This window comes from Streptococcus sp. 263_SSPC (assembly GCF_001071995.1).
Taxonomy (GTDB): domain Bacteria; phylum Bacillota; class Bacilli; order Lactobacillales; family Aerococcaceae; genus Granulicatella.
Map to the genome: position 1 here is coordinate 1 of NZ_JVNU01000033.1, position 25,044 is coordinate 25,044.

The 25,044-nt window shown below is 41.8% G+C and carries 35 protein-coding genes; all 35 read left to right on the forward strand.

Annotated elements, in window-relative coordinates; translation table 11 throughout:
* The first annotated feature begins 170 nt into the window (after window positions 1-170).
* The 35 genes from ADH02_RS05250 to ADH02_RS09540 all read left to right on the forward strand — a co-directional run bounded on the left by ADH02_RS05250 (window position 171) and on the right by ADH02_RS09540 (window position 25,002).
* Window positions 171-650 (forward strand): hypothetical protein, encoded by a 480-nt coding sequence (locus ADH02_RS05250; RefSeq protein ID WP_048783148.1) that lies wholly within the window; start codon window positions 171-173, stop codon window positions 648-650.
* Window positions 650-940, forward strand: coding sequence for a hypothetical protein (locus ADH02_RS05255; protein WP_048783151.1), 291 nt, complete (start codon window positions 650-652; stop codon window positions 938-940). The genes ADH02_RS05250 and ADH02_RS05255 overlap by 1 nt, the downstream gene beginning before the upstream one ends.
* Window positions 940-1,140, forward strand: a complete 201-nt coding sequence (locus ADH02_RS05260) for a hypothetical protein (protein ID WP_048783153.1) — start codon at window positions 940-942, stop codon at window positions 1,138-1,140. The genes ADH02_RS05255 and ADH02_RS05260 overlap by 1 nt, the downstream gene beginning before the upstream one ends.
* A gap of 6 nt (window positions 1,141-1,146) precedes the next feature.
* Complete coding sequence (locus ADH02_RS05265) at window positions 1,147-1,356, forward strand: hypothetical protein (protein ID WP_048783155.1); 210 nt, start codon at window positions 1,147-1,149, stop codon at window positions 1,354-1,356.
* On the forward strand, window positions 1,337-1,576 hold the full coding sequence (locus ADH02_RS05270) for a glutaredoxin family protein (protein ID WP_048783157.1): 240 nt from the start codon (window positions 1,337-1,339) through the stop codon (window positions 1,574-1,576). The genes ADH02_RS05265 and ADH02_RS05270 overlap by 20 nt, the downstream gene beginning before the upstream one ends.
* Window positions 1,573-2,340, forward strand: coding sequence for a DNA methyltransferase (locus ADH02_RS05275; RefSeq protein WP_048783167.1), 768 nt, complete (start codon window positions 1,573-1,575; stop codon window positions 2,338-2,340). Before ADH02_RS05270 ends, ADH02_RS05275 begins: the two co-directional genes overlap by 4 nt.
* Entirely contained in the window at window positions 2,330-2,725 is a 396-nt protein-coding gene (locus tag ADH02_RS05280) for a hypothetical protein (RefSeq protein ID WP_048783168.1), read from the forward strand. Before ADH02_RS05275 ends, ADH02_RS05280 begins: the two co-directional genes overlap by 11 nt.
* 187 nt (window positions 2,726-2,912) lie before the next feature.
* Entirely contained in the window at window positions 2,913-3,359 is a 447-nt protein-coding gene (locus tag ADH02_RS05285; RefSeq protein ID WP_082161718.1) for a terminase small subunit, read from the forward strand.
* A complete protein-coding gene (locus tag ADH02_RS05290) occupies window positions 3,352-4,713 on the forward strand; it encodes a terminase (protein WP_053091403.1) in 1,362 nt (453 codons plus the stop codon). Before ADH02_RS05285 ends, ADH02_RS05290 begins: the two co-directional genes overlap by 8 nt.
* 19 nt (window positions 4,714-4,732) lie before the next feature.
* Window positions 4,733-6,250 (forward strand): phage portal protein, encoded by a 1,518-nt coding sequence (locus ADH02_RS05295; RefSeq protein ID WP_239681743.1) that lies wholly within the window; start codon window positions 4,733-4,735, stop codon window positions 6,248-6,250.
* Complete coding sequence (locus ADH02_RS09535; protein ID WP_160312864.1) at window positions 6,243-6,398, forward strand: hypothetical protein; 156 nt, start codon at window positions 6,243-6,245, stop codon at window positions 6,396-6,398. Before ADH02_RS05295 ends, ADH02_RS09535 begins: the two co-directional genes overlap by 8 nt.
* Window positions 6,388-8,115, forward strand: a complete 1,728-nt coding sequence (locus ADH02_RS05300; RefSeq protein WP_053091401.1) for a phage minor capsid protein — start codon at window positions 6,388-6,390, stop codon at window positions 8,113-8,115. The genes ADH02_RS09535 and ADH02_RS05300 overlap by 11 nt, the downstream gene beginning before the upstream one ends.
* A 13-nt stretch (window positions 8,116-8,128) precedes the next feature.
* Window positions 8,129-8,311, forward strand: a complete 183-nt coding sequence (locus tag ADH02_RS05305; RefSeq protein ID WP_048783173.1) for a hypothetical protein — start codon at window positions 8,129-8,131, stop codon at window positions 8,309-8,311.
* Window positions 8,312-8,482: 171 nt separating this feature from the next.
* Entirely contained in the window at window positions 8,483-9,079 is a 597-nt protein-coding gene (locus ADH02_RS05310; RefSeq protein ID WP_048783176.1) for a hypothetical protein, read from the forward strand.
* 25 nt (window positions 9,080-9,104) lie between these two features.
* Window positions 9,105-9,998, forward strand: coding sequence for a hypothetical protein (locus ADH02_RS05315; RefSeq protein ID WP_048783178.1), 894 nt, complete (start codon window positions 9,105-9,107; stop codon window positions 9,996-9,998).
* 21 nt (window positions 9,999-10,019) lie between these two features.
* Window positions 10,020-10,241, forward strand: coding sequence for a hypothetical protein (locus tag ADH02_RS05320; RefSeq protein WP_048783180.1), 222 nt, complete (start codon window positions 10,020-10,022; stop codon window positions 10,239-10,241).
* A 2-nt stretch (window positions 10,242-10,243) separates the two neighbouring features.
* The gene (locus ADH02_RS05325; protein WP_048783182.1) at window positions 10,244-10,615 is read left to right on the forward strand and encodes a hypothetical protein; all 372 of its coding nucleotides are present in this window, start codon (window positions 10,244-10,246) and stop codon (window positions 10,613-10,615) included.
* The gene (locus ADH02_RS05330) at window positions 10,615-10,953 is read left to right on the forward strand and encodes a hypothetical protein (RefSeq protein ID WP_048783185.1); all 339 of its coding nucleotides are present in this window, start codon (window positions 10,615-10,617) and stop codon (window positions 10,951-10,953) included. Before ADH02_RS05325 ends, ADH02_RS05330 begins: the two co-directional genes overlap by 1 nt.
* A 6-nt stretch (window positions 10,954-10,959) precedes the next feature.
* The gene (locus tag ADH02_RS05335; protein ID WP_048783187.1) at window positions 10,960-11,340 is read left to right on the forward strand and encodes a hypothetical protein; all 381 of its coding nucleotides are present in this window, start codon (window positions 10,960-10,962) and stop codon (window positions 11,338-11,340) included.
* Between the two features lie 2 nt (window positions 11,341-11,342).
* The gene (locus ADH02_RS05340) at window positions 11,343-11,756 is read left to right on the forward strand and encodes a phage tail terminator protein (RefSeq protein ID WP_048783188.1); all 414 of its coding nucleotides are present in this window, start codon (window positions 11,343-11,345) and stop codon (window positions 11,754-11,756) included.
* 2 nt (window positions 11,757-11,758) lie between these two features.
* Entirely contained in the window at window positions 11,759-12,205 is a 447-nt protein-coding gene (locus ADH02_RS05345) for a phage tail tube protein (protein ID WP_048783189.1), read from the forward strand.
* A 66-nt stretch (window positions 12,206-12,271) separates the two neighbouring features.
* Window positions 12,272-12,481 (forward strand): hypothetical protein, encoded by a 210-nt coding sequence (locus ADH02_RS05350; protein WP_048783191.1) that lies wholly within the window; start codon window positions 12,272-12,274, stop codon window positions 12,479-12,481.
* The gene (locus ADH02_RS05355; protein ID WP_048783193.1) at window positions 12,481-12,780 is read left to right on the forward strand and encodes a hypothetical protein; all 300 of its coding nucleotides are present in this window, start codon (window positions 12,481-12,483) and stop codon (window positions 12,778-12,780) included. The genes ADH02_RS05350 and ADH02_RS05355 overlap by 1 nt, the downstream gene beginning before the upstream one ends.
* Window positions 12,777-13,106 (forward strand): Gp15 family bacteriophage protein, encoded by a 330-nt coding sequence (locus tag ADH02_RS05360; RefSeq protein ID WP_342585582.1) that lies wholly within the window; start codon window positions 12,777-12,779, stop codon window positions 13,104-13,106. Before ADH02_RS05355 ends, ADH02_RS05360 begins: the two co-directional genes overlap by 4 nt.
* 18 nt (window positions 13,107-13,124) lie before the next feature.
* Window positions 13,125-16,358: a hypothetical protein gene (locus tag ADH02_RS05365; protein WP_048783194.1), complete on the forward strand. Its 3,234-nt coding sequence runs from the start codon at window positions 13,125-13,127 to the stop codon at window positions 16,356-16,358.
* A 10-nt stretch (window positions 16,359-16,368) separates the two neighbouring features.
* On the forward strand, window positions 16,369-16,707 hold the full coding sequence (locus ADH02_RS05370) for a hypothetical protein (protein ID WP_048783197.1): 339 nt from the start codon (window positions 16,369-16,371) through the stop codon (window positions 16,705-16,707).
* Window positions 16,708-16,717: 10 nt separating this feature from the next.
* Window positions 16,718-18,655 (forward strand): hypothetical protein, encoded by a 1,938-nt coding sequence (locus ADH02_RS05375; protein WP_048783199.1) that lies wholly within the window; start codon window positions 16,718-16,720, stop codon window positions 18,653-18,655.
* Between the two features lie 17 nt (window positions 18,656-18,672).
* Window positions 18,673-20,727, forward strand: a complete 2,055-nt coding sequence (locus ADH02_RS05380; RefSeq protein WP_048783200.1) for a DUF859 family phage minor structural protein — start codon at window positions 18,673-18,675, stop codon at window positions 20,725-20,727.
* A gap of 11 nt (window positions 20,728-20,738) precedes the next feature.
* Window positions 20,739-20,954: a hypothetical protein gene (locus tag ADH02_RS05385; protein WP_048783202.1), complete on the forward strand. Its 216-nt coding sequence runs from the start codon at window positions 20,739-20,741 to the stop codon at window positions 20,952-20,954.
* Window positions 20,951-21,370, forward strand: a complete 420-nt coding sequence (locus ADH02_RS09370; protein ID WP_048783204.1) for a hypothetical protein — start codon at window positions 20,951-20,953, stop codon at window positions 21,368-21,370. Before ADH02_RS05385 ends, ADH02_RS09370 begins: the two co-directional genes overlap by 4 nt.
* Window positions 21,371-21,372: 2 nt before the next feature.
* The gene (locus ADH02_RS05395; protein WP_048783206.1) at window positions 21,373-21,729 is read left to right on the forward strand and encodes a phage holin, LLH family; all 357 of its coding nucleotides are present in this window, start codon (window positions 21,373-21,375) and stop codon (window positions 21,727-21,729) included.
* 62 nt (window positions 21,730-21,791) lie between these two features.
* Window positions 21,792-23,387 (forward strand): collagen-like protein, encoded by a 1,596-nt coding sequence (locus ADH02_RS05400; RefSeq protein ID WP_082161714.1) that lies wholly within the window; start codon window positions 21,792-21,794, stop codon window positions 23,385-23,387.
* Window positions 23,388-23,406: 19 nt separating this feature from the next.
* On the forward strand, window positions 23,407-24,030 hold the full coding sequence (locus ADH02_RS05405) for a CHAP domain-containing protein (protein WP_053091402.1): 624 nt from the start codon (window positions 23,407-23,409) through the stop codon (window positions 24,028-24,030).
* A gap of 14 nt (window positions 24,031-24,044) precedes the next feature.
* The gene (locus ADH02_RS05410; protein WP_048783208.1) at window positions 24,045-24,290 is read left to right on the forward strand and encodes a hypothetical protein; all 246 of its coding nucleotides are present in this window, start codon (window positions 24,045-24,047) and stop codon (window positions 24,288-24,290) included.
* Window positions 24,291-24,825: 535 nt separating this feature from the next.
* Window positions 24,826-25,002 (forward strand): hypothetical protein, encoded by a 177-nt coding sequence (locus ADH02_RS09540; RefSeq protein ID WP_160312865.1) that lies wholly within the window; start codon window positions 24,826-24,828, stop codon window positions 25,000-25,002.
* Window positions 25,003-25,044 lie beyond the last annotated feature (42 nt).

A 25,044-nucleotide genomic window follows, 5' to 3' on the forward strand; every position in this document is an offset into this window, starting at 1 on the left:
ATGAGCTACAATGAACGATTTGCTTTCTTGCTAGGTTTTGAAGCATCGTTGAAGGCAGTGGAAACTATTACTTTAAAAGAAAGCGATAAGCTCAAGAATGCAGCTCGGAGATTAGATAAACCGCTCGAACAATGTGGACTAATGAGTGCGACTTAAGAGGGTGAATAGTAATGGAAACAATAGAAACACTTAAAAATAAACAAGAGAAACTGAATATGAAGATTGAACTTCTAGAATATGCAGAGAGCACGTTTCAGGAAGGCGAAGTATTTTGGTTCGTCGATGCCTATGGAAACAATCAACAAGCTCGTTGGGACAAAAGCGCATGGATTGATTCTTGTTTTTATCAAGGACATATTTTTCATACTGAGCAAGAAGCAATTTTAGAAGCTAAAAAAAGAAGATTGATGCATCTTTTTAGAATATTCAGAGATAAATGTAATGATAGATGGAAACCTGATTGGAAAGATTTTAAACAAGATAAATATTATTTATTTTGTTCAATTGTAGAAAACCGCATTAAAGTAGATTGCGTAACTTTGGGTGATTATTTCTATAATTTCGGATACTTCAAAAATGAAGAAGATGCCGAACGTGCTATTGACTTGTTCGGCGATGAAATAAAAGAACTGTTTGTGGAGGTGGAATGATGGATTTAACTTACAGCGAACAATTCAAAAAATATATCAAAGAACAAAATTATTTAGGTTATCCACAAACGATTTACAAGTTTCCTAATGGCTACGGTGCAAGTGTAATTAAATTCAATTACGTGTACTTTGGAATTGGAATTGAAATTGCAGTATTAAGATTTAATGAAGATGGTAATTGGGATATCGATTACAGCACACCGATTACAAATGATGTTATCGGTGGATTGAATGAAAAAATCAGAGATGAAGTATTACAACGAATTTTCGATTTAAAGAAGGTGATTTGATGAAAAAATCAGAATTCAAAGAAATGATTAATAGAGGTACTGAGTCATTAAGCGATTATGAAATAAAAGAAATATTTCATTTTATTGGATTGAGTGGCAAATGGACCTCTGAACAAATTGATGATTACTTAGCTGGTGTGAGAGTAGGTATGGAAATAGAAAGAGAAGAATACCCGTATTGTTTTGAAGAAGAGGAGTAATAATAAATGGAACTTACTTTATATTTAGAAAATGGAAAATCACTAATATTTGAAAATGTGACTGATTTAGAACAAGAATCATATGTGACAAGCCTTGTTACATTTAATTATGTGGACGTAGAGGATGGTAAAAAGAAAAGGGCGATTTTTAGCTTAAACAGTTTGATAGGTTTATCTGTCGATAAGGAGGATTTTGATGTTAACAGTTTATTCTAAACCAAATTGCATCCAATGTGAGATGACGAAGATGTGGTTGAAACAAAACAAGATTGAGTTTGAAAATGTAGACATCGAAGCGAATCCTGGAGCGTTTGAACTCTTGAAGCACTATGGTTACGGCTCACTTCCAGTGGTTGTGATTGATGATGAATTTAACGACCCAAAAAAAGCTTGGACGGGATTTCAAGTCGATAAACTCGAGGAGTTGATGCGATGATTGTTTGGGCATTGTTTGATAGTGGCAATGGCTGCTATGCTCAAGGAGTCCGAGAGCTGAATGAGGGGGGGCAAAAGATGACAATCTATTCTGTGGGATTGGATATTGAAAATAAAAATAGTCATTTTATCCATTTAAACCTAGCAGATTATTCGTATCTGTTCGGTGATAATAAAATGTACGACACGCTAGATAGATTACCTAAACCCGATTTAATTATTGCTAGTCCACCATGCGAATCGTGGAGTGTAGCATCGTCTATGGACAAAGGGAACGCTTGTTGGAAACAAGAACGGGCAGACGATTGCTTATTCGACCCACAAACACCACTCAGTCCATTTACTATTCGAGACTATCACGAGTATGAAAAATATACTTATATTCCCGAAAGACAAATTGTGAAGCGAATCAATGGTGAACTATGTGCTTTCAATTTGATTCAAATTATTAAACGATACAATCCGAAGTATTATGTCATTGAGAATCCAGAACGTTCAAGAATATGGGAATATATCGACAGAATTCTCGGATTCAAAATCCCGTATGACAACCTGGTGCATTATAATCAGTATGACGATTATCATCTTCAAAAACCTACGAAATTCAAGTCGAATGTAAGGTTGGATTTGAAAACAGGAAACAAACCAAGTGCGGCGGTGTTTAAAAACGTAAATGGATACAACAATCGTTCGAATATCCCGATTAGTCTAGTGAAGAGCATCTTCAATCAAATTCTTGAAATGGAGGGGTTGAATGAAAGATAAGAAAATCGCTGAGATTCGATTCAGAGAGTATCCATATTATGACAAAGAAATCACATCGAGAAAATTCGATATGTTATGCCATAAGGAAGAAGATGTGAATGCGTGGATCCGTGCTAAGGGAACGAATTCGAAAGCAGCGGAAAACGAGCTCATTCGATTCGAGAGTGACAAATATATTCAGAATCGTCTCTTTTGGAAGCGATGTGTGGAAGAAACTCTCGAAGAGCTCGATGAGAAACAAAGAGAATTTGTCACAGAATACTATTTTGATGATGTATATGACTATCGCTCTCTTGCTCAAAAGCATTTTACAAATAAGAACGTGATTATGCGTGCGTGTGATAGAGCTTGTAGTATATTGCTTGAAAAATTAGGGGAAATTTAAAAAGGGACAAAAAAGCGTTGTTGTCCCACTTTAAAAGTGATATATTGATATTGTGAAAAGGTGTAAGAAACGGTATCATCTTGTCATAATGTGAAAACTCCTAAAATTATTTTTACCTCGGGTCTCCACTCCCGAGGTTTTTTGTTATCGTTTAAATATAGAAATGAGGTGATGGAAAGTGACGAAAATGACATTGAAACAACAACGATTTGCGGATGAGTACATCATCACAGGGAATCTTTATAAATCAGCGGTGGAAGCTGGTTATTCTGAAAAATATGCAAAATCTCAAAGTCATAAATTGTTGGAAAATGTAGGAATAAAAAACTACATCGATGTGCGACTTGCAAAACTCGAATCTGAGAAGATTGCAACACAGGAAGAAGTCCTTCAATATTTGACAAGCGTGATGCGTGGTGAGAAGACCGAGCCTCTTTTGGTGTTGGATGGTGAAGGAACTCAAAAGGTTATCCAAGCAGTCCCGAACGTACAATCAAGAACACGAGCGGCGGAGCTTCTAGGCAAGCGATATGGAACGTTCACGGATCGTGTAGACATCAATGCTCAGATTGAATCGAAACCGAAATTCGATGACATCGTGAACCAATTAGGAGGAAGTGGGCTCGATGAATAGCTTCCCACTCTCTCAAAAATACATCGATTTTTGCAACACGGTTGACAATGTAGATGCGGACTTCCTTGAGGGCACGACAGCCGCTGGAAAGACCACGGTGGGGCTTGGTGTCAAGTTCATGCGTATGGTCTCAAGGAGCAAGAAGAAGTTTCACATCATCGCAGCGAAGACGGTCGGTGTTGCTGAGAAAAACTTAATAAATCAAGACAATGGCATCCTCGACATCCATCGGGATGCTTTTTATTTTGGTAATGGGGATAAGGACTACAAGATTCCCCACATCAAATTCGAAGACAAAATCATCTACATTCTTGGATACGACACGAAAGAGAAATGGCAACTTGCTCTTGGGGGGCAATATGGGTGTGTGTACATCGATGAGGTCAACACAGCGAACATCGAATTCGTTCGTGAAGTCTCAGCTCGTAACGACTATCTGATGGCTACACTCAACCCCGACAATCCCGACCTTCCTGTGTACAAGGAATTCATCAACAGGTCTCGTCCTTACAAGAAGTACGAGAAGGATGTTCCTCGTGAGATTATGTCCGACTTGAAAGAACGACACAATCCAAAATGGAGATATTGGTTCTTTACGTTTAAAGATAACAAATCTTTGAGCGATAAGGACATTCAAAAGAAAATCGATTCAGTACCTCTTGGAACTAAGATGTACAAGAACAAGATACTTGGACTTAGAGGTCGTGCGACTGGTCTCGTCTTCCCTAACTTCGACAGTAAGAAGAACGTAATCACGAAAGCTCAAGCGAAGAAATTCAATTATGTAATGTTCTCAGCTGGGCTCGATACAGCTTACTCATCTAAGAGCCCTGATACGATTGCGATGATATTCCAAGGCATTACGGATGACGGGCATTTGGTTACATTGAGTGAGAAAGTTTTTAACAATGCGGACTTAGACACGCCAATCGCTCCATCGGACACGGTTGAGATGTTCATCGCATTCCTTGATAAAAATTCAAAAGAATGGGGTTTTTGTCGAGATGCGTTTATCGATTCGGCAGACCAAGCGACAATCACAGAATTAAACAAATACAAAAGGCAATATGGAACAATATACAATTTTATAAACGCTTATAAGAAAACAAAAATCATCGACAGAATCAACCTTCAAATTGGTTGGATTGCTCGAGGATTCTATTTAGTCGTTGAAGATTGTGTGGAGCACATCAAAGAGATGAATGCTTATTCGTGGCAAGAAACGAAAGAAGCACCCGAAGACAAGAACGACCACACAATCAATGCGAATCAATATGCGTGGCTACCTTACAAGCGAATGATTGGAGAACAGAGAGGAGAAATAGAAGACGATGGGGTTGGTGAATATGATTAGAAATGGAATGAGGAGCTTTTTGAGAATTGAGAAAGCTCAACCGAGTGCGATTGTCATCAATGAAGAGATGACATTCGGGGACAATGCTGCTAAGAATCGAATTTGGTATCGTGGCAAGTCCTACGAGTTGCAACAACTTTACTCTCAACTATCAACGACACGATTGAGCTTCTGGGGTGCACATTCAACTCCGGGGCAAGAGATTAGAAAGATTCACACGGGCTTACCGGGAATCATCGTGAAGGTCTTGAGAGATGCGGTGCTCTATGACATGAATGATTTGGAATTTGAAGACTCCAAGCATGAAGATTTGTGGGAGGATATCGCACAAGATAACGACTTTAAGAAACAACTGAAAGAAGCGGTGAAAGATGCTCTTGTGATTGGCGATGGAGCATTCAGAATCTCGTTTGATTCTACGGTCTCACAATATCCAATCATTGAATGGGTAAGTGGTGAGCGGATCCAAATCAAGAACAAGCGTGGACGATTGCATGAGGTCGTCTTCACCACTCGATTCGATGAGAACAAGCAAACATATACACTCGAGGAACACTATGGATTTGGATATGTAACGAACAAGCTCTATCGTGGTGATGCTGAATTGGATATTCATTCGACTGAATACACACAAGACATCAACGATTTCACGTTCGACAAGCATTTGATTCTATGCGTACCATTTAGCATCTTTGAATCTGATGTGGAACGAGGTCGAGGCGAATCCATCTTCGACAGAAAGACGGACACATTCGATGCGTTGGATGAGTCATGGTCTCAATGGATGGATGCTCTCCGAAGTGGACGAACAAAAGAATATATTCCCGAATCGTTGCTCCCACGGGACCCACGAACAGGAACATTCATGAAGCCGAACGCATTCGATAATCGATTCATCAAGATAGCATCTGACAGAGCCGAAGGAGCAAGCAATGAGATTACATTGCAACAAGCAAACATCCCTCACGAGAGCTATTTGGCAACCTACATCACCGCTCTTGATTTGGCGTTGCAAGGTATCGTGAGCCCTTCTACGATTGGGATTGATGTGAAGAAGCTTGACAATGCTGAGGCACAACGTGAGAAAGAGAAGACGACTCTATACACACGCAACACGATTGTGGAAGCATTGCAAGAGTTCATTCCTCAATTAGTATCGATGACAATCAATAGCTTCAACGTGTTGAATCGTAGACCTATCGAGGAAATTGCGGTGAACGTTCCTTTTGGGGAATATGCGAACCCTTCATTCGAGTCTCAAGTTGAGACCGTATCGAAAGCGAAAACAAGTGGCATCATGTCCATCGAAGCCTCTGTGGATGAGCTCTATGGCGATTCTAAGGACGAACAATGGAAGTCCGAAGAAGTTATCCGCTTGAAGTCTGAGCAAGGCATCAGCGAGGTCGATGAGCCTTATGTCAACACGGACTTGGATGGATTCAGCGTTGAAAGAGGTGATGAACTTGCTAGTGAGAATCATGAACAAGAACTACCAAATGAGAACGGATCAAGCGAAAGCACTTCTCAACATGAGTAAGGAGTATTGTCCATTCGGAATCTATGCGGTCGAGAAAGACGGTCAGATTGAGATGATGAATTTGAAACCGACATCGAGAACTCAACTCAAGAAGATGGTTCGAGAATATCGATTGAAAGGATTCAAGGTGTATTCGAATGGTTTATGATGTTAGTCGAGCATTTGAACGGATCGAGAACGAATTGCTCGAGTCCATGACGAGGAATCTCAAAAAACACAAAGCGGAAGAAACTGAGCTTGGTATCGAATGGACTCAATGGCAGGCAATTCAACTCGAAGAACTTCATCGATTCAAACAAGAGGCTGCTAAGAAGTACGGTCTTGAATTTAAGTCGATGAATAAGAAAATCAGAGAGACCATCGCTGAGGCATCATTGCAAGGTGCAAGCGATGAGGAGCTCAACATTTTGAAAACACTAGAGAAAGGCTACGTTCTAAAGCGTGAACGTGGTCTAAGTGCTGGATTCTTCCAAACGAATCAGAAGCGATTGGATGCGTTGATGAATGCGGTCGAGCATGACATGAAGACAGCCCAAACCGCTGTGCTAAGATATGCGAACGACCAATATCGCAAAATCATCTTCCAATCACAAGTCGCAGCAAGTTCGGGAGCCCTTACCTATGAGAAGGCTGTGGACATGGCAACAAGCGACTTTCTAAAAAAAGGAATCAATTGCATCACGTACTCGAACGGTGCGGTACACAACATCGTGTCGTATGCTGACATGGCTGTGAGAACAGCAAGCAAACGAGCCTATTTGATGGGCGAAGGTCAGAAGCGACAAGAATGGGGCGTATCGACCGTCATATTGAACAAGCGATTCAATGCGTGTCCATTGTGTATGCCATTCGAGGGTAAGGTGCTCATCGATGATGTGTGGAGTGGTGGAAGTTCTAAAGACGGACCGTATCCACTCATGAGCTCAGCGATGGCGGCTGGCTTGTATCATCCTAATTGCAAGGATAAACATTCGACCTATTTCGAAGGCATCAGCTCGAAGCCCGAATCGAGGTACTATGAAGAGAAGCCCGTCATCAAGGAACGACAGCTCATTGAGAACAAGCTCAATCACGCTAAACGACAAGCGAAGAGCTACAATCGACTAGCAAAGAACAGTCTTGATGTTGAGAACCAAGAGACATATCGTGCTCGTGCTACTGAGTGGCGAGATAAGGCGAAGGGATATCGAGAAGAACTTAAATCGTTTGAAGAATCTCATGGGTTAGAACTTGAAAATGTTGAAAAATACGCAAAAGAAGAATATAATTACTTAGAAGAAGATTATTCCGAAGCGTTGAAAAAATTTGGTAAAATTAACAAATCGCAAGTAGAAAAAATCTATGCAAATTCAACAAGAGATACGGGATATATTGCGACAGGTAATTCGTTCGATATTAACAGAGCTTTCAGAAACAAAGAACCAAATCTTTTGAGAGAAGTGGATTTAATAACTTCTAAAACATTAGATGAAGTCATCAAATCTAACAAAACACCGTACAACATTAAAGGCTTTAGAAAAGTAAATCTTGATTGGGTCTCTAATTTCATTAAGAATGCGGACATCCCAAAAACTTACGATAGTATTCAAGATGTTTCTGATGCTTTAAATTCAATAATAGGGCACAAATATGAAGAGCTTGGTTATTCTTCGATTAGTGTCAATCCAAACATGAATGTTTTTTCTAATAGAAGAGTGCAATTGGATATTGAAATCCCAAAAGGGTCAAATGCTTATTTGACATTGAATGTGCAAGAAAGTGAACTTATAATGGGAAGAGGAACAATATTTGAATTGAAAGAATCAAGTGTTATTGAAGATGATTACGAAGAAATTCTAAAAATAATATTACGTGTGATTAAATAAAGGAGTGAAAAAGATGTCTTTAGTAAAAGGAATTCCAGATGTTGAAATGTTGGATTTCTCAAAAATGTCTGATGAACAATTGATGAAAATTAGAATAAATATTGATTTGACATCTAGAGAAGAAACAAATGTATTTTTGAAAGAATTAAGGAAAAGAAATCTTGAATACAATAAAAATCAAGCATCTAACAAGTAGTTAGGTGCTTTTTTTGTACCCAAAAATTAAATAAATAAATCCATTGAGAGTCACCCATCCGGAGGGTGGCTCTTTTTGGTATGTCCGAAGACTTGAAACTACGAGGAGACACCTGAGCACAAAACTGAATACAGGGAGACACCCTAAAAACTGAGAAGGAGGGACATGAAAATGTTCAAACGCAAACTATTTTTCTTTGATGAATCGGCAAACGCTGGGGCATCAACAACACAGGATCCGCAAGCAAGCTCAAACAATCCCGCTCAGAGTACTCCAGAGATTGATTATGAGAAGATTGCGAGCATCGTGGAAGGCAAGCAAAAGGTCGCTGAGGACACGGTCTTGAAGAACTACTTCAAGAACCAAGGCTTGACAGGGGAAGAGATGGCACAAGCAATCTCAAGCTTTAAAAGTCAAAAAGCCTCCGCCCAACCTGATGTGGCAAACCTTCAAGAAGAGCTTCGAGTGGCTCAAGCTCAAGCCCTTCAAACAAGAATTGAGAGCAACTTACAACTTGCGGCAATCAAGCAAGGAGTTGGCTCGAACGTGTTGCCATACGTTTTGAAGTTGGCAGACTCAACCAATCTCACGTTGGATTCTAAGAATGAAGACTACGAGGCTGTGATTGCAAAAGTGTTGGAAGACGTTCCAGCTTTTAAACCAGAAGCAACAGCACCAACAGGATTCACACAAGTCGGATCCACGGGGGCAGCAAAACAATCGACAACGAATGACGACTTAATGAAAGCATTTGGGGTCTTCAAATAATTAAAACAGAAAAGAGGAAAATAATATGGTTTTAAAATACGCAGAACAATTCGCTCCAATCATCGAGCAAAAATACGCTAAGGAATTAACATCTTATGATTTATTCCAATCTAACAAACAAGTAAAATTCATGGATGCTCAAACAATCAAATTACCAAGCATCACACTATCAGGTTACAAAGACCACACTCGTGGCTCATTAGGATTCAACACAGGAACAATCACGAACGATTGGGAACCGAAGAAATTAGAACATGACCGTTCAGTTGAATTCGTCATCGATCCGATGGATGTTGACGAAACAAACAAAGTCGTTTCAATTGGAAACGTTCAAAGCACATTAGAAGAAGAACAAGCGATTCCTGAAAAAGATAGCTATGTATACTCTAAACTTTACAAAGAAGCTGAAACATTCGCTTCAAACGGGGCAACAATCTCAAATGAAGCTTTAACAGCTGAAAACATCTTGGTTCAATTTGATGAAGCAATGGAAAAAATGGATGAAGCTGGCGTTCCTGCTGCTGGTCGTCTATTATACGTTACTCCAAAAGTGAACAAATTATTCAAAGAAGCCAAAGACATCCAACGTGTGATGGGCGTAACAGGTGAAGGCTCTATCAAGCGTACAGTTCACGACTTAGACGATGTGAAAATCATTGTGGTTCAATCTGCTCGCTTGAAATCAAAATTCAACTTCACAGAAGGATGCGTTCCTGCTGCTGATGCTAAACAAATCAACTTCATCCTAGTTCACCCAACAGCTGTCATTGCTCGTGACAAATACTCTTACATCAACGTATTTGAACCGGGTTCAGACTCACGCACAGCTGACAACTACTTACTACAATCACGCTTCTACATGGATGCATTTTTAGTGAAGAATCGTGCGAATGGTATCTTCATCAACGCTCAAGCGTAATCTAATCTAGGAGGTATTTGAATGTATACAGCAGAGAGAGAGAACAAAGTGTATACAATCTCGGAATTAGAGGTTGAATACTATCGAAAACAAGGCTTTGACATCTACAACAGCGAACACGAACTCCACGCTCGTGGTGTGAAAGCTTCTGTGAGTGGTGCGGTTTACAACGCAGCTCTTGAAGAAATCGAAAAATTAAAAGCTGAAATTGCGGAGTTGACTTCGAAGGGTAAAGGTAAATAGCCATGATATATGCTGATGAAACGTTCTACAAGAACGAATACCTTGGAATTCATACTCCAGAACAACTCAATCGCATCTTGAAGACAGCAAGTCAGCATATCGACACACTAACATTCAACCGAATCGTTGGAATGGGGTTTGATAATCTCACTCCATTCCAACAATCGGTGATTCGTGAGGTGTGTTGCCAAATGGCTGACTTCATGATTGAAAACAAAGACTTAATCGAGACAGCTCTTTCATCGTATTCCATCAATGGAGTGTCGATGAATTTTGGTGATTCTTGGAATGTAGTCACAATGAATGGAATCGCAATGAAGCGAAGCACATTCGAATTGTTGAATCAAAGTGGACTAACAAGGAAGGTGATTTGATGCATTTTCCAAGTTTAGTTCTTCCACAATTTTGCAAGACTCCAATCTATGTGGTGGTGCAAAGCGAGGGCGTGTCGAAGGATGGCGAACCTATCAAGGAATTTGAAGCCGATTTGTTTTGTAACTATCAAGACAAAGTCGTGACCGTGCTCACGGATCAACAAAAAATTGTGAAGCTCACGGGGTCGGCGTTGTTTAATGGCGATATTGCCCCCAATTTAGCGACTTTAAGTGGCGGGAGTGTAATCATCCATGGAGTAGAGCGAAAGATTGCTGACACACGAAAATCACGAAATCCGGACGGTTCTGTGAATTATACGTATCTCGGATTGGAGTGATGGACGATGATTCATGCAAATAGTCGAGTGAAGTTCGACTTCGGAGTCATTGGAAGGCTCAAGAAGGCTCAAATTCAAGCGTTGGAACAAACTGGAGAGTTTTTACACACCGAGATAGTCAACGCCCAAGTGGTCCCGTTTAGAGACGGTACATTGCAAGGCGAGGCGTTCTCAGTTGATTACTCGGGTTCGAGTGGTGGTCGAGTATCTTTGACACACTCAACGCCCTACGCAAGAAGATTGTACTTTCATCCCGAATACAACTTCAACACGAGCACGAATCCACACGCTCGAGGCAAGTGGATGGATGATTGGGTTGAAGGTTCGAAGAGAGAAGACATCAAGAAGGCTTATGCTGCTTTATACAAGAAAATATCGGGGGTGTGAAGATGATAACATTGGCAGAAGTGCGAGATTGGTTGGAATCCTATCACGCAGCTCAAAATTACTACATCGGGAAACTCGATAATAAGAAAATGTATAGCATTGGAGTCTATCAACGCAAGACGAATGTCGAACCACGAATCGCAATTGGTGGGAGGAATTTGGCAAGTTATGATGTGAAATCGGTCAGCATCTTGATTCATCACAATCAAAATGCGAACGAAACAGAAAAGCGAGCGAACTACCTCTTCAACCAAATCCTAAAGGCTGAGAACGTGGTGATTGGTGATACTCCAATCCAAATGATTCGACTCTTATCGAACGAGCCCATTGATGTGGGAACTGATGACAATAACGTGTATGAACGTGTCATCGAATTAGATATCTATTACAGATTAGAACAAGAAAGTGAGGAATAAAAATGGCAGAAAAAAGAACAGGGGTATTCCCAGTCTATGAAAACCAATTCCAAGTGAACACAGGAACGAAAGACGCTCCAACTTGGACAGAAATCAAAGAATTAGAAAGCTTTTCGGTATCATTTGACAATGGTGTCGAAGAATGGTCTCCATTCGAACATAAAGGATGGAAACGCCGCTTGATGACAGCTAAATCAGTCACAATCTCAGTATCGGGCAAACGACACATCGGTGATACTGGTAACGATGCAATCGCTGCTATCGCACTAAAAAATGGTCGTGATGCTGAAAAAGATTTCCAATGGACATTCCCAGACGGATCCAAATTAGTCTTCAAAGAAGCGGTCATCAACATCAAAGACTTCATGTCTGGTGACAGTACAGCAGCCGCACCACTATCATTTGACATCATGTCTAATGGTAAACCTGAATATACAGCGGCAGGCTAAGAATCACGAAAACAAGTGGAGGGGTGAACATCGCCCCTCTTTTTTATTTGGCAAGGAGGAAAACTAATGCATAAAGCACTAATCAACTTCATCGATGCGGAAACTCGCAAGGAATACAAAGTCGGTGATGAATTCGATACAACAGGAATGACAGATGAACGCATCCACGAATTGACGACCGAACACAATCGAATTGGTGTTCCACTTATCGGTGAAGTAGAAGAAACAGAAACGACAGAAGTATTCACAACAATGAAAAGCGAGGTATTTGAATAATGGGTAAGATTATCGACATAACAGAACAATTAAATTTTGAATCAAAACCAAAAATCAAAATCAAGAACGTAACCATCGAAGTAGATGATTCAGCTCCAACAGCACTCAAGCTCATGGAAGTGATGAGTGGCGTTGATGGGGATCCGACTGTTGCCCAAATGAAGAATCTATACGAAATCATCTTCAACGAACAAGACCGTGTGAAGATTGAAAAATTAAGTTTAAACCTAAAAAGCTGGATGGCTCTCATTCGTGAGGCAATCAATTTGATTGTAGGAGACCAAGAAGCGGGGGAATAGGTGAGCCATATTACGACATTTTTGAGGACTGGGACTTGATGGTCTCATCTTTTAGAACGCAATATGGCATCTCGTTCTATTCGCATGATTTTAAAGAAATGAAATGGAAAGAATTCAGAGCTCTAGTCTCTGGACTCTCATCGGAGACTCCTCTCGGACGAATTATCCAAATTCGAAGCGAGGACGACCCAAAAATGCTCGAATCGTTCTCACCGGGACAGCATCGAATCCGAGATGAGTGGCGAAATAAACGAGCAAAACAACGAACACAAGAAGAGCTTGATGCGGTTCTCAAGGAACTTCAACAAGCATTTTCTGAATGGTAGTAAGAAGGAGGTGGACAAATGGCAACTAAAATCGGCGATGTTGAATTGGGATTGGTGGTGAATCAACAAGGATTCACGAATCAATTGAATGGAATCCAACAAAAAGTCATGGGCTTTGCGAAAGTCTTAGCTGGTGCGTTTGCGGTCAAGAAACTCATTGATTTTGGTTCTGAGGCAATCAAGCTCGGGTCCGATTTGAATGAAGTTCAAAACGTGGTTGATGTGGCATTCCCGAAGATGTCGAAACAAGTCGATGATTTCGCAAAATCGGCAATGTACGCATCGGGATTGTCTGAGACGATGGCTAAACGCTACACAGGGACATTCGGGGCAATGTCCAAGGCTTTTGGATTCAGCGAACAACAAGCCTATGAGATGTCCACAGCGTTGACGAGCTTGGCGGGGGATGTAGCATCGTTCTACAACATAAGCCAAGACGAGGCGTACACGAAATTGAAATCTGTATTCACAGGTGAGACCGAAACATTGAAGGATTTAGGGGTCGTAATGACACAAACAGCCCTCGATGCATACGCAATGGCGAATGGATTTGGCAAGACGACCGCTGAGATGTCGGAAGCTGAGAAAGTGGCTCTTAGATTCGCATTTGTTCAAAGTCAACTAGCTCTTGCAAGTGGTGACTTCGCAAGGACGAGCGATTCATGGGCGAACCAAGTGCGGATCATGAAGTTGCAATTCCAATCGTTCATGGCATCCGTTGGACAAGGACTCATCAATCTGTTCACGCCTGTGATTCAAGTTCTTAACTTCCTACTAAGTAAGCTCTTAACTGTCGGGAACGCATTTAGGGCTCTTACTGAGCTCTTGACAGGTAAGAAGTCACAAGCTGGAGGGGGAATACAAGAGACCGCCGATGCTGTCGGGAACCTTGCTGACAATATGCAAGGGGCTGGTGGTGGAGCTGGCGACATGGCTGATGCTGTGGATGATGCTGGTGGAGCTGCTGACAAGGCTGGCGGTGCTGCTAAGAAGGCAGCGAAAGAGATGAAGTCCTTGATGGGCTTTGATAAAATCAACAAACTATCCGAACCGAATGACGACTCTGGCGGAGGCGGAGGCGGCGGTGGTGGAGGTAAAGGCAAAGGAAAAGGCGGCGGAGGTGGCGGAGGCGGCCAACCAAAAGGTGCTCAAGTTGACATGGGCAAGATTGCCGAAGGGGACAACCAATTGAAGAAATTCTTCGAAGACCTCTTTGGGCGAATTGGTGAGCTCTTAGCCAAATTCAAAGCTGGATTCGATGCCGCATTCCACTCTGAAGGTTTGGAACGCATGAAAGTGGCTCTTGAACGTATCGGAGCTACCCTCCAAGAAATCTTCACGGATCCACAAGTCGTCCAATCGTTCAATGATATGTTGGACAAGTGGGCTTATGCTTTGGGTCAATTTACTGGTGCGATTGCTTCTGTTGGGGTGGGAATCGGTGTATTCCTTACTGAATCCATCGCAAACGCATTAGACAATCACAAAGAACAAATCAAAAAAGCTCTTGTCAATACAATAGATGCAACAGGTGACATGGTGAAAGCAGCTGGAAACATCGCTCAAGCTATCGGTGATACCATTTACAAGGTATTGACGAGCGAAGGGGCTGTGAAGATAGGTGAAGCCATCGCAGGGGCGTTCATTAGTCTATATGTTGATATCAAAGAAATCGGAGCGAAACTTGGTCGTGACTTGATGAAGGCTTTCGAGACGATTATCACGAAGAATGCTCCGAAACTTACAGAAGCATTCAATACAATGTTGAAGAATATTGCTCCAATCTTCAAAACACTCGAAAGAGGTGTCGAAGATGTTGGTTCGATGTTTAAACGTGTATACGATAATAGTATTGGTCCGTTGATTCTTCAATGGGGTGATATGATATCGGGATTGGTTGGAACGATTATTGATGGATTCAATAATCATGTGAATCCAATACTCGAGAAAGTTGGAAAAGCATTTGGTGAAGTGTACGACCAATACGTGAAACCTATGATTGATTCACTAGGCAATGCCATCTCGATCATTGTGGAAGCTATAAGCAGGATTTGGACAGCACTTGAACCACTATACAACTTACTTGCTAGTGCATTAGGTCCGATTCTTGGAGTTATTGCTGGATTGTTAGGTGGACTCTTGCTTGCTGCTATCGCTGGAATCTCACTCGCATTGAAAGGCTTATTCGATTTCTTAAGTTGGATTTTTGATATTCTTGGAAATGGTGTGACCGCAATCGCTGAATTTGCTGATAAGGCAATGACAGCAATCCCAGAAGGCTTCCAAGCTGCTTGGGATGGTATTGTGGCGATATTCAGTGGAATCGGTCAATGGTTTGCGGATCGTTGGAATGACATCGTGACAGCATTCTCGAATGTAGCGACATGGTTTTCAACGATGTTCACAAATGCATGGAACAGCATCGTGAATGTGTTCAAATCTATCGGACAATGGTTCAAAGACCGTTGGAACGATGTAGTGAACGCCCTTTCGAATGTAGCGACCTGGTTTGGAACAATGTTCAAGAACGCATGGAATGGAATCGTGAACGTGTTCAGCGTGGCAGGTTCATGGTTTAGCGGCATTTGGGGAGGCATCAAGGCGGTGTTCTCTGGTGTGGTTGAGTTCTTCCGAGGAATCTTCCAAGGGGCTTGGAACACAATCACAAGCATCTTCTCGACCATTCCAAATTGGTTTAGCAACATTTTCTCAAAAGCTTGGGCAGGCGTTCGAGATGTATTCTCGACTGGTGGACGAATCTTCATGGGAATTACTGAAGGGATTCTCGGAACGTTCAAGACGGTCGTGAATGGAATCATCGGAGGTATTAACCGAGTGATTACAATCCCATTCAACGGAATCAATGGAATCCTTGATGGAATCCGTGGAATCAGCGTGATGGGTGTGAGCCCATTCTCGTGGATTGGTAGAATCAGCACTCCTCAAATCCCAATGCTGGCTCAAGGAGGATTCGTTAAGGCGAACACTCCACAACTCGCAATGATTGGGGATAATAAGCACTACGGTGAAATCGTGGCACCAGAGAACAAGATGCTTGCGATGGCTCGTGAGGCTGCTCGATTATCGAAAGATTCGAGCAATAGTGCGGAAGTAATTATGTTATTAAGACAATTAGTCACACTTGTTGCTGGATTGGATTTGAATATCGATGGTGAATCGGTTACGAGAAAAATCTTTGAAATTGGAAACGAAATCCAAAGAAGAACAAATCAACCTTTATTAGATTTCTAGGAGGTGCAAGATGGCAGAAATCATAGTGAATGGAGTTGCTCTTGCATCTCCTGTGTCTATATCAAACAGCGATGAAATCATTTGGAGCTCTGGGACTGGTCGAAGTGCGAACGGTCAAATGAGCGGAGATGTCATCGCAAACAAGAAAACAATTCAAATCTCTTGGGGAATCTTAACTCAAGATGAATATAACGCCATTCGAAATATCCCAAGCGGATTCTTCAATGCGGTCGTGCTAGGTCAATCGATTAGAGCGTATCGAAGCACAATCTCGGGAAGTTGTCTTGGGACATTTAGCGATGGCATAACTTACTACAACGATGTATCGACATCGTTCATTGAGCAATAGGAGTGATGAAATGCTAGAAACAACTCAAGAGTATAGAGATGCGATTGTGTCTGATGTTCGAGTGATTCAAGCCTCATTCACGCTCAACAATCAGACTTATGATAAGTCACATCTAAAGAAAATCGAACATGATGCTTCCATCTCTGGAGGCTCATCGTTCGTTCCCGGTGGCACATTCATCAATTCCCTATCTGTCGAACTGAATCAGATAGTCGAGGGAATTGAGGAGATGATGCCATCAACAGCGAGCCTCGGTGTTCAAACAATTGACGGTCAAGCGGCAATGTTGCCCCTTGGTCGTTTTTTTGTGACTGAAATCAAGCTCGACCGTAATTCAAAAATTACAAAATTAAAACTTCAAGATGAATTCGTGAGATTGCTTGGAATGTATGAAAGTAAACTCTCGTATCCAACAGGGTCCCGAGAAGTATTCCAAGAAATCGTGACGATGACTGGAATCCCTGTGAGTGATGCAATCAATCTCCCAGATGTGTCCATCAAGACCAAATTGGAGAAAACAACATTCAGAGATGCCATCATGTATCTTGCTCAATTGGATGGAATGTTCGCACGATTCAATCGTGATGGCAAGCTCGACTTCATCGATTTGAAGACTACCACGAAACAAATCACGAGAAGTCAATATGGAGCTACTGGATTGGTACGAGATGAAATCAAGTACAAACTCGGATCCATTGAATGTACTGTCGATAAGACCAAGATTGTATCGGGAAACCGCTCGGGGAACAAGATGGTTCTCAAGAATCCATGGATGACTCAACAATTGCTCGACCGTTTATATAACAAGTATCGAGATTTGAGCTTCTATCCATACGAATTATCATGGCGAGGCGATATCGATACCGAACCCGGGGACTGGGTCTCAGTCTATTGGGGTTCGGAGAATACACGATTCGACATCCCTGTGTTCTCGCATCACATCACATTCGATGGTGGATTGAGTTCGAAGACGAATGCGAAAGAATCGGGGCAATCTCAATCACAATACAAGTATCGTGGACCCGTCCAAGAAAAGCTTGATTATATTGAGAGCCTTACGACCAAGATTGGTCGTTTGTATTTGGACGAGGCTGAACCTATAAACCCTAAAGATGGCGACAAGTGGATGAAGCCTAGTGGTGGATATGCCATCATGTATGAACGTGTGGACGGTCAATGGATCCGTAAGGTGGACACCGCTGACCTGAACAAGATTATCGAGACGATAACGACTGATGAAGTCATTGCTAAGAAGATTAGTGCTGGCTTGATTCAATCATTAGAAATCAACGCACGACAAATCACAGCAGGCTCACTCGATTTGAATCGAATCTCCATCACGAATGGCAGCAAGCCAATCATGGAAGTTCGAGATGGCAAAATCTACTTCGATGTATCAAGTGTCGAGGACTTCAAGAAGCCAATCAAAGAAGTCGAAGCAAAGCTCGAGATGAAAGCTGACAAGCTCATCACAGAAGACCAACTCAAACATCTACAAGACCAACAATTGGTGATGATGCAAGAGATGAAAGCGAAAGCGACTCTTGAGACGGTCTTGGAGTGGAAGGCTAAGTATGAAGCGTTCGTAAAATCGAACGAATCAGACAGAAAACAAGCACAAGATGACCTCGTGTCACTCTCTCAACGTATGGTGGGGATTCAAAACGACTTAGGCTCTATGACCGCTATTTGGAACGCTATTGACCGCAATATGAAATTTGGGAATGAAGGGCTCTCAATTGGGAATCCTCAAGGAGATAGCTCGATTCTTGTGTCCGACAATAGAATCTCGATGATGAGTGGTGGTCGAGAAGTCATGAGCATATCCCAAGGGGTTATCCATATTGACAATGGTGTATTCACTAAATCGATTCAAATTGGATACTATGTGGAATCTCAATACAATGTGAATCCAAAATATAACGTTATCCGTTACGTAGGACCGTAGGAAAGGAGGAAATATGAATGACTATACAATACTTTAGTGGGAATTGGCATTCCTTCCTCGAGTTTAACGTAACAACGGCTTCACAAGATAGAGTTGCGAACTTATCCATTGCAAAAGTTACTGTTTCAATTGGCTTTGAGCAAAACTGGCCGATTGAATTCAGTAACACTTACGGAGCATACGTTGGTTTGCAAATGGCAGGGCAAACACGTTATTTGAGTTTTGGAGAGTTGTTCCTTGATGGTTCTAAGAAGAATCTTGGGACGGTTGAATTTACTGTTCCACATGACGAGGATGGAAGTGCCACACGAACATTGAGCGTTTGGACTGGTTCAACGGATGGAATCACATACAATAATTGGTATTTAGGTTCAATCAACACGAGCGTAACGCAAACATTCGCTAAAATTCCAAGGATGTCTAAGGTCGCATCCGTATCTGGAACGAGAGAACTCGGGCAAGAGCTCACAGTCACGCTCGATAGAAAGGTCGAATCATTCACGCATCAAGTCTGGTATAAGGTTTGGGGCTCTGATTGGTACGATTTAGGGACAGGGCTTGGAACGACAGTCAAGTTCACTCCATCACCCGAGAATGCCCGAAAAAATGTGAACGTAGCATCGAGTACGTTTGATATTTGTGTCCGAACTTTTGATGGTGATAAGCAAATCGGGATTGATGAATATAGCGTTGGATGGTATATCGGTCTACCTAGTGGAACACAACCAAGACTCGAGACCATTGAGCTTGTTGACAAAGCAAAAGCAACCAAAGACATTGTGGGCAAGAATACATTCGTCCAAACGTTCTCTGAGATGGTAGGAACGTTCAAAGGGATGGAGGGCACTTACGGATCCACAATCAAGACATTCCATGCTGAGGTAGTTGGACAGAAGATGGCAATCACATCAAATGGTGGCACATTCCAATTCTTCAAAAATTTTGGTGACTACAATGTCGAAGCGTATGTCATCGATAGTCGTGGGCTCAAGTCCAATGTTGTGACCGTAACAATCAAGGTGCTTCAATACTTCGCTCCAATACTTTCGTTTGAAGCGGTTCGAGGCGGTGGAGACCAACAAACGATTGTCGTTCGAAGAACTGCTCGCATCGCACCTCTCATGGTCGATGGAGTCCAAAAGAATCCAATGCGTTTGAAATTTAAGGTAAAACCTGCAAATGACGGGTATTTCACCGACAACAAGGGTGGAGGCATTGATTCCACAGTCATCAACTCGCTCACAAATTCGAATTCGGACTTGTTTGGGACATTTGCTGCCGATAAGGCTTGGATTGTCGAAGGAACAATCTCGGATGCTTATGCGAGCTTCACGTTCACTGCTCCAATCGTAGGTCCCGAAGAGGTAGTTCAATGTAGAACTCCGAAGGGGACTAGTTTTGGAAAGGTGTGGGAGAAAGGCTCAATTGATGCAAAAGGAGATATATATTCTCACAATGAGCTTGTTCAAGTAGGAAGATTGACTCAAATCGATGGTAAATCCATAAAGATGACAGGATCCGCAAATGACTTGATGAAAACTGGACTCTTCTATTCATATGGGATGAGCGACCTTCCTTCAAATTTGACTGGTTCTCAATTATATGGCTACATCCAAGTCAATACACATCCAAGTGATGAGAATTACGTGATGCAAACTTATACACCGTATGATGCGAATGTAATTTACATGAGGAGAAAAACAAATTATGGATGGCAGCCGTGGGTTCGATTTACGCCTAGCGATGTTCCAATTTCAGGACAATGGTCAAACGCAACATATCTGAACGGGTGGAGGAATTATAGCAACGATTATAATCCTGTTCAATACAAACTAAATGGAGATGGTTCGATTGAGTTGAGGGGTAGTTGTAAAGGTGGAAATGCGACACAATGGAAAGAAGTGCTCAAGATTAACTTGCCGACAAAACTTGAAAAAACAACGTTCATCAGAGGGATGACGAAAGACTATAATTTGTGCACATTAACTGTTTATGAAGATGGAAGAATAGTAGTCGTTAAGGATGTAAACAGCGATTGGTTATGCCTTGATGGAATCACAATAACAAATTAGGGGGCAAAAATATGAATTTAGAACAAGCAAAAACTCGCAAGACTCAACTTGAGAGAGAGGTTGAAGTCGAAAAAGAAGAAATCTATACATTCTCGATTGATAAGTCGAAGTTTGAGCAGCAAGCTCAAAATCTTCAAGACAAAATCGAATTTAAGAGTCGAGACCTCAACACCAAACAACAAGAAATCAACACTCTGGCAATAGCAATCGAGGTCACGGAACGATGAATCCATTCTTCTCCGATGCGGTCGTAATCGCTGTGATAGGTGGTGTTGTGAGCTTGATTACGACTAGAATTTCAACCCAATCAAAGAAACACACAAATGAAATTTTGAATCGATTGGACGGAATGGCGGAACAAATCCAAGATGTGAGAATGGATGTTCAAAAAGTCGAGAGTATTGGAAACGACAATCGAGAAGGTATTCGAACCACAGCGAGATTCAGACTATACGACACAATGTCAAGAGCCATCGAACGTGGATGGACAACAGTCGATGAAGCTCGAGAGATTGGCAAACTTTACAAAGCATACGTGAATCTTGGGGGGAATGGAGAAATCCATGACTTACATGAAATCTTCTTGAGATTGCCAATCAAATCAAAAACAGAAATCAATATACAAATAAGAGAGGATGTTTAAATATGGAACAATTACAAGCAACAATCATCAATGGAATCGTGAGCATTTTAGTCGTGTTAGTAGGACTAGCATTCACAGGCTTGAAGGGATTCATCGAAACTAAAGCGACAGAATTGAAAGCCAAAACGGATGCTAAGAACTACGAGCTTGCAAAATCCATCACTCACACGGTCGTGAATGCTGTGGAACAAATTTTCAGAGATGTTCAAAACGCAAGTCAAGACAAGTTCCAAGTGGCTTTTGATAATGTGACGAAAGAGCTTGAAAAAGCTGGAATCAATTTGGATGATGAATCCAAAAAAGTATTGATTGAATCTGTCGTTAATGGATTCAATGAATTGAAAAATATTGAAGGCTAAGAATACGGATCCACAGAGGGCTCATTGCGGGTCCTCTTTTTATTTATGGGAAGGAGGAACGTATGGAAAAAGTAATCGAGAAATATTTGAGCATTACATCAGCCAATCGAGTCGTTGAGAACTTATATCATGAAATTTACAGCAAAGACAAAGGCACAGCAACGTTCAAGTTCACTATTGATGAATTGACAGCTTCAAAGGTTCTTTGTCTCTTTTATTTCAAGTACACAAAGAGATACAAAACTGTTGAGGCTACAATCGAGGGTAACAATATTACAGTTCCATTCGATAGCTCACTAATCACTACGGATGAGCCTGTTGTGGGATATATCTATTTTGAAAAAGTAGAGAAATCAACGGATGTTTACTCATTCTTATTCAATGTACGTGTTAGTGAAATTGATAAGGCTCAAGAAACACCGCTCATCGAACGAGTGACGGGGCGTGTGGTTGATGTTGAAAACATCGTAACCAAACAAGAGTTGGATGCACTGTTCAACAAAATCAAAGAGCAAGGTGGAACGTATGACGACAGCTCGTTGCGTGGCGAGATTTCGCAAATTTCGGGCAAAATTGAGGCTTTAGAACAAAAGACGGATAAAGACACCATCTATGACGATGAGCCCTTAAAACGCCGAATATCAGCTTTAGAGAGCAAGTCCGAAATCGACACGAGCAACTTCGCAACCAAGCAGGAACTACAAAATATTACCTTAACACCCGGACCGAAAGGCGACAAGGGTGAAGCTGGGGAGCGTGGGCCGATAGGACCGCAAGGTTTGACGGGACCAAGAGGGGCGGACGGTCAGCAAGGCTTACAAGGTATCCAAGGAGAGCGAGGTCAAGACGGGCAACCCGGACCAAAAGGTGAACGAGGAGAACAAGGACAAAAAGGGGATACAGGCGAACGAGGTCCGCAAGGTATTCAAGGCACACCGGGTCCAAAAGGCGAGAACGGTCGAGATGGCGTGGGTATTCCACAAAAATTGAGCATCGCTGGGAACGTTGTGACTCTTTCTGATGGTGGTGGAAGCATCACACTCCCAACTGCCGCAGCAACGTCAAGTGGCAATTCGGGGCAAGTTAGTCAGTACGAAATCCATGGCACTGGAATGCCTAATGGAAAGGTAACCGCTCCTATTGGGACGACATACGTTGACACAGCAGTCACAAACGGTGCTCTTAAATGGATTAAGAGACGAGGAAACGACAATCAAGGATGGGAAGTTCTGGCAGGTGACACGGGTTGGCGTACACTTCCAATCGTTTCAAAGTTGGGCGGTTCATTCTTAAAAATTCGCAGAAAAAACGACACGATTATATACCAATTTGGCGGTTTAAGTTGGGGTTGGTTCGGTGTTATTCGCAGAGGCGGCGCAGGCTATCAAGTTCAAGGGTCAGACCGTGAACGAAATTGTTACATTTTAGGTTTAAATGGCGTTCCTCAAGGATTTCGCTCTGAGGCTTCCCTCATTGGAGGAATATATAACGACAAGGGAATACCATATGGAACGTGGTATTTGGGAGGGGCTGGAGATAGTAACATGTTACGCTTCCAATTTATCGACCCCGTTCCAACAGACCGAGACATCGGAGACATCCGAGTGAGCTTGATTACGTATTTAACAAGCGAGCCTTGGCCGGTAACATTACCATAATTTAAGGAGGAATATATAAATGGCAACAGTTAGAGAAGTACTTGATTTTATTGTGTATTTAGCAAAAATCGGAAGTGGTGTTGATAACGACCAAATGTATGGATTCCAATGTGCGGACATCCCTGCTTATATCTCATACCACTATTTTGGGAAATGGCTTTGGGGCAACGCTATTGACCTTCTAAATTCAGCGAAAGCACAAGGTTTTGATGTGATTTATGAAGGAGATGGAGTCATTGCTAAAGCTGGCGACATCTTTGTGATGGAGGTTCCGGGCAGTCCTTACGGTCACACAGGAATCGTCATTGAAGATTCTGATGGTTACACTCTCAAGACCATCGAACAAAATATCGATGGAAACTGGGACTTCCTTGAGGTTGGTGGTCCCGCTCGATTCAACACTCGCTCATACGCTGGGATGGTTGGATACATTCGATTCCCTTATGGATCCGATACGAGCACACCTGTTCAACGAGAAGGATGGATTCAAGATTCTGTTGGTTGGTACTTCAAGAACCAAGATGGAACGTATCCATTCAATGCTTGGAAGAATATTGATGGGAACTGGTTTGATTCAATTCTGATGGCTATGCTCTTGAGAATACTTGGTTCAAGGACGATGAAGGCTTCTGGTATTGGTTGAAACCGGGCGGCTATATGGCTATCGGATGGCATAAGATTGGGGGCAAGTGGTACTTCTTCAACGATGTCGGAGAGATGAAGACTGGTTGGATTCGTTATTTCGACAAATGGTACTATTGCAACGAGTCGAATGGGGACATGGTATCCAAGGAAGTTCGCAAGATTGGTGATGCTTACTACTATTTCAACGAGAATGGAGAGATGCTCGAAAAAGCATCCGTTCGTGTTGATGAAAGCGGAGCAATTCACTTCGAAGAATAAACAACGAGCCTACCTTTCGGGGTAGGCTTTTTTATTTTGGGGGCAAAATGGGGGCGAAAAAATCGCTTGGGTCATCATTAGTTGTTCTTTACTCGACTTGTGAAGCCTCCGAAAACACTATAACATCAACAAAAACACGTTTCTTGGATTTTCTTGAATGTCCTATACTCCATCCGTAACTTACGTGGTAAAGCAGCACGTATCCAAGAACGTCGTCGTTAATAGAAACACAAAAAGCCTTGATTTATCAAGGCTTTTTCTTTTTGTTTCTTTTTCTGTGGTTTGATATTTTGGGGAGAAAATTGATTTGGGGAGCGAATAGGCAAGCTTTTCACGTATATTGAATAGCTTGATATGATTGATAAGAAACATTATAATTTTGCTAGAGACACCAGTGGATACGGAGAAGAGCATAAGACAAAACATATTACTCAATTGACGAAAACCAATGAGATTCTTTCGGAAGCATATACGCTTTCTATTTTATAATCACATGCACTAGCGTAAGAGGACTATTAGAAGGAGGTGTTTGGTGATGAGAGCAATGACTGAGAGAGAGATGCAATTGTATAAATTAATAAAACCGTGGTATACAGAAAGTTATACTTCAGAAGAAAAATTCAAACCAGATACACCTAAAGAAATTCTGGAATTAAATGAAGAATACGAAAGAATCTCTTATGAGAATGATGTATTCCATTTTGATTATTAAAAATTAAAATAAAAAATGCTAAAGGATACAACCAAAACGGTT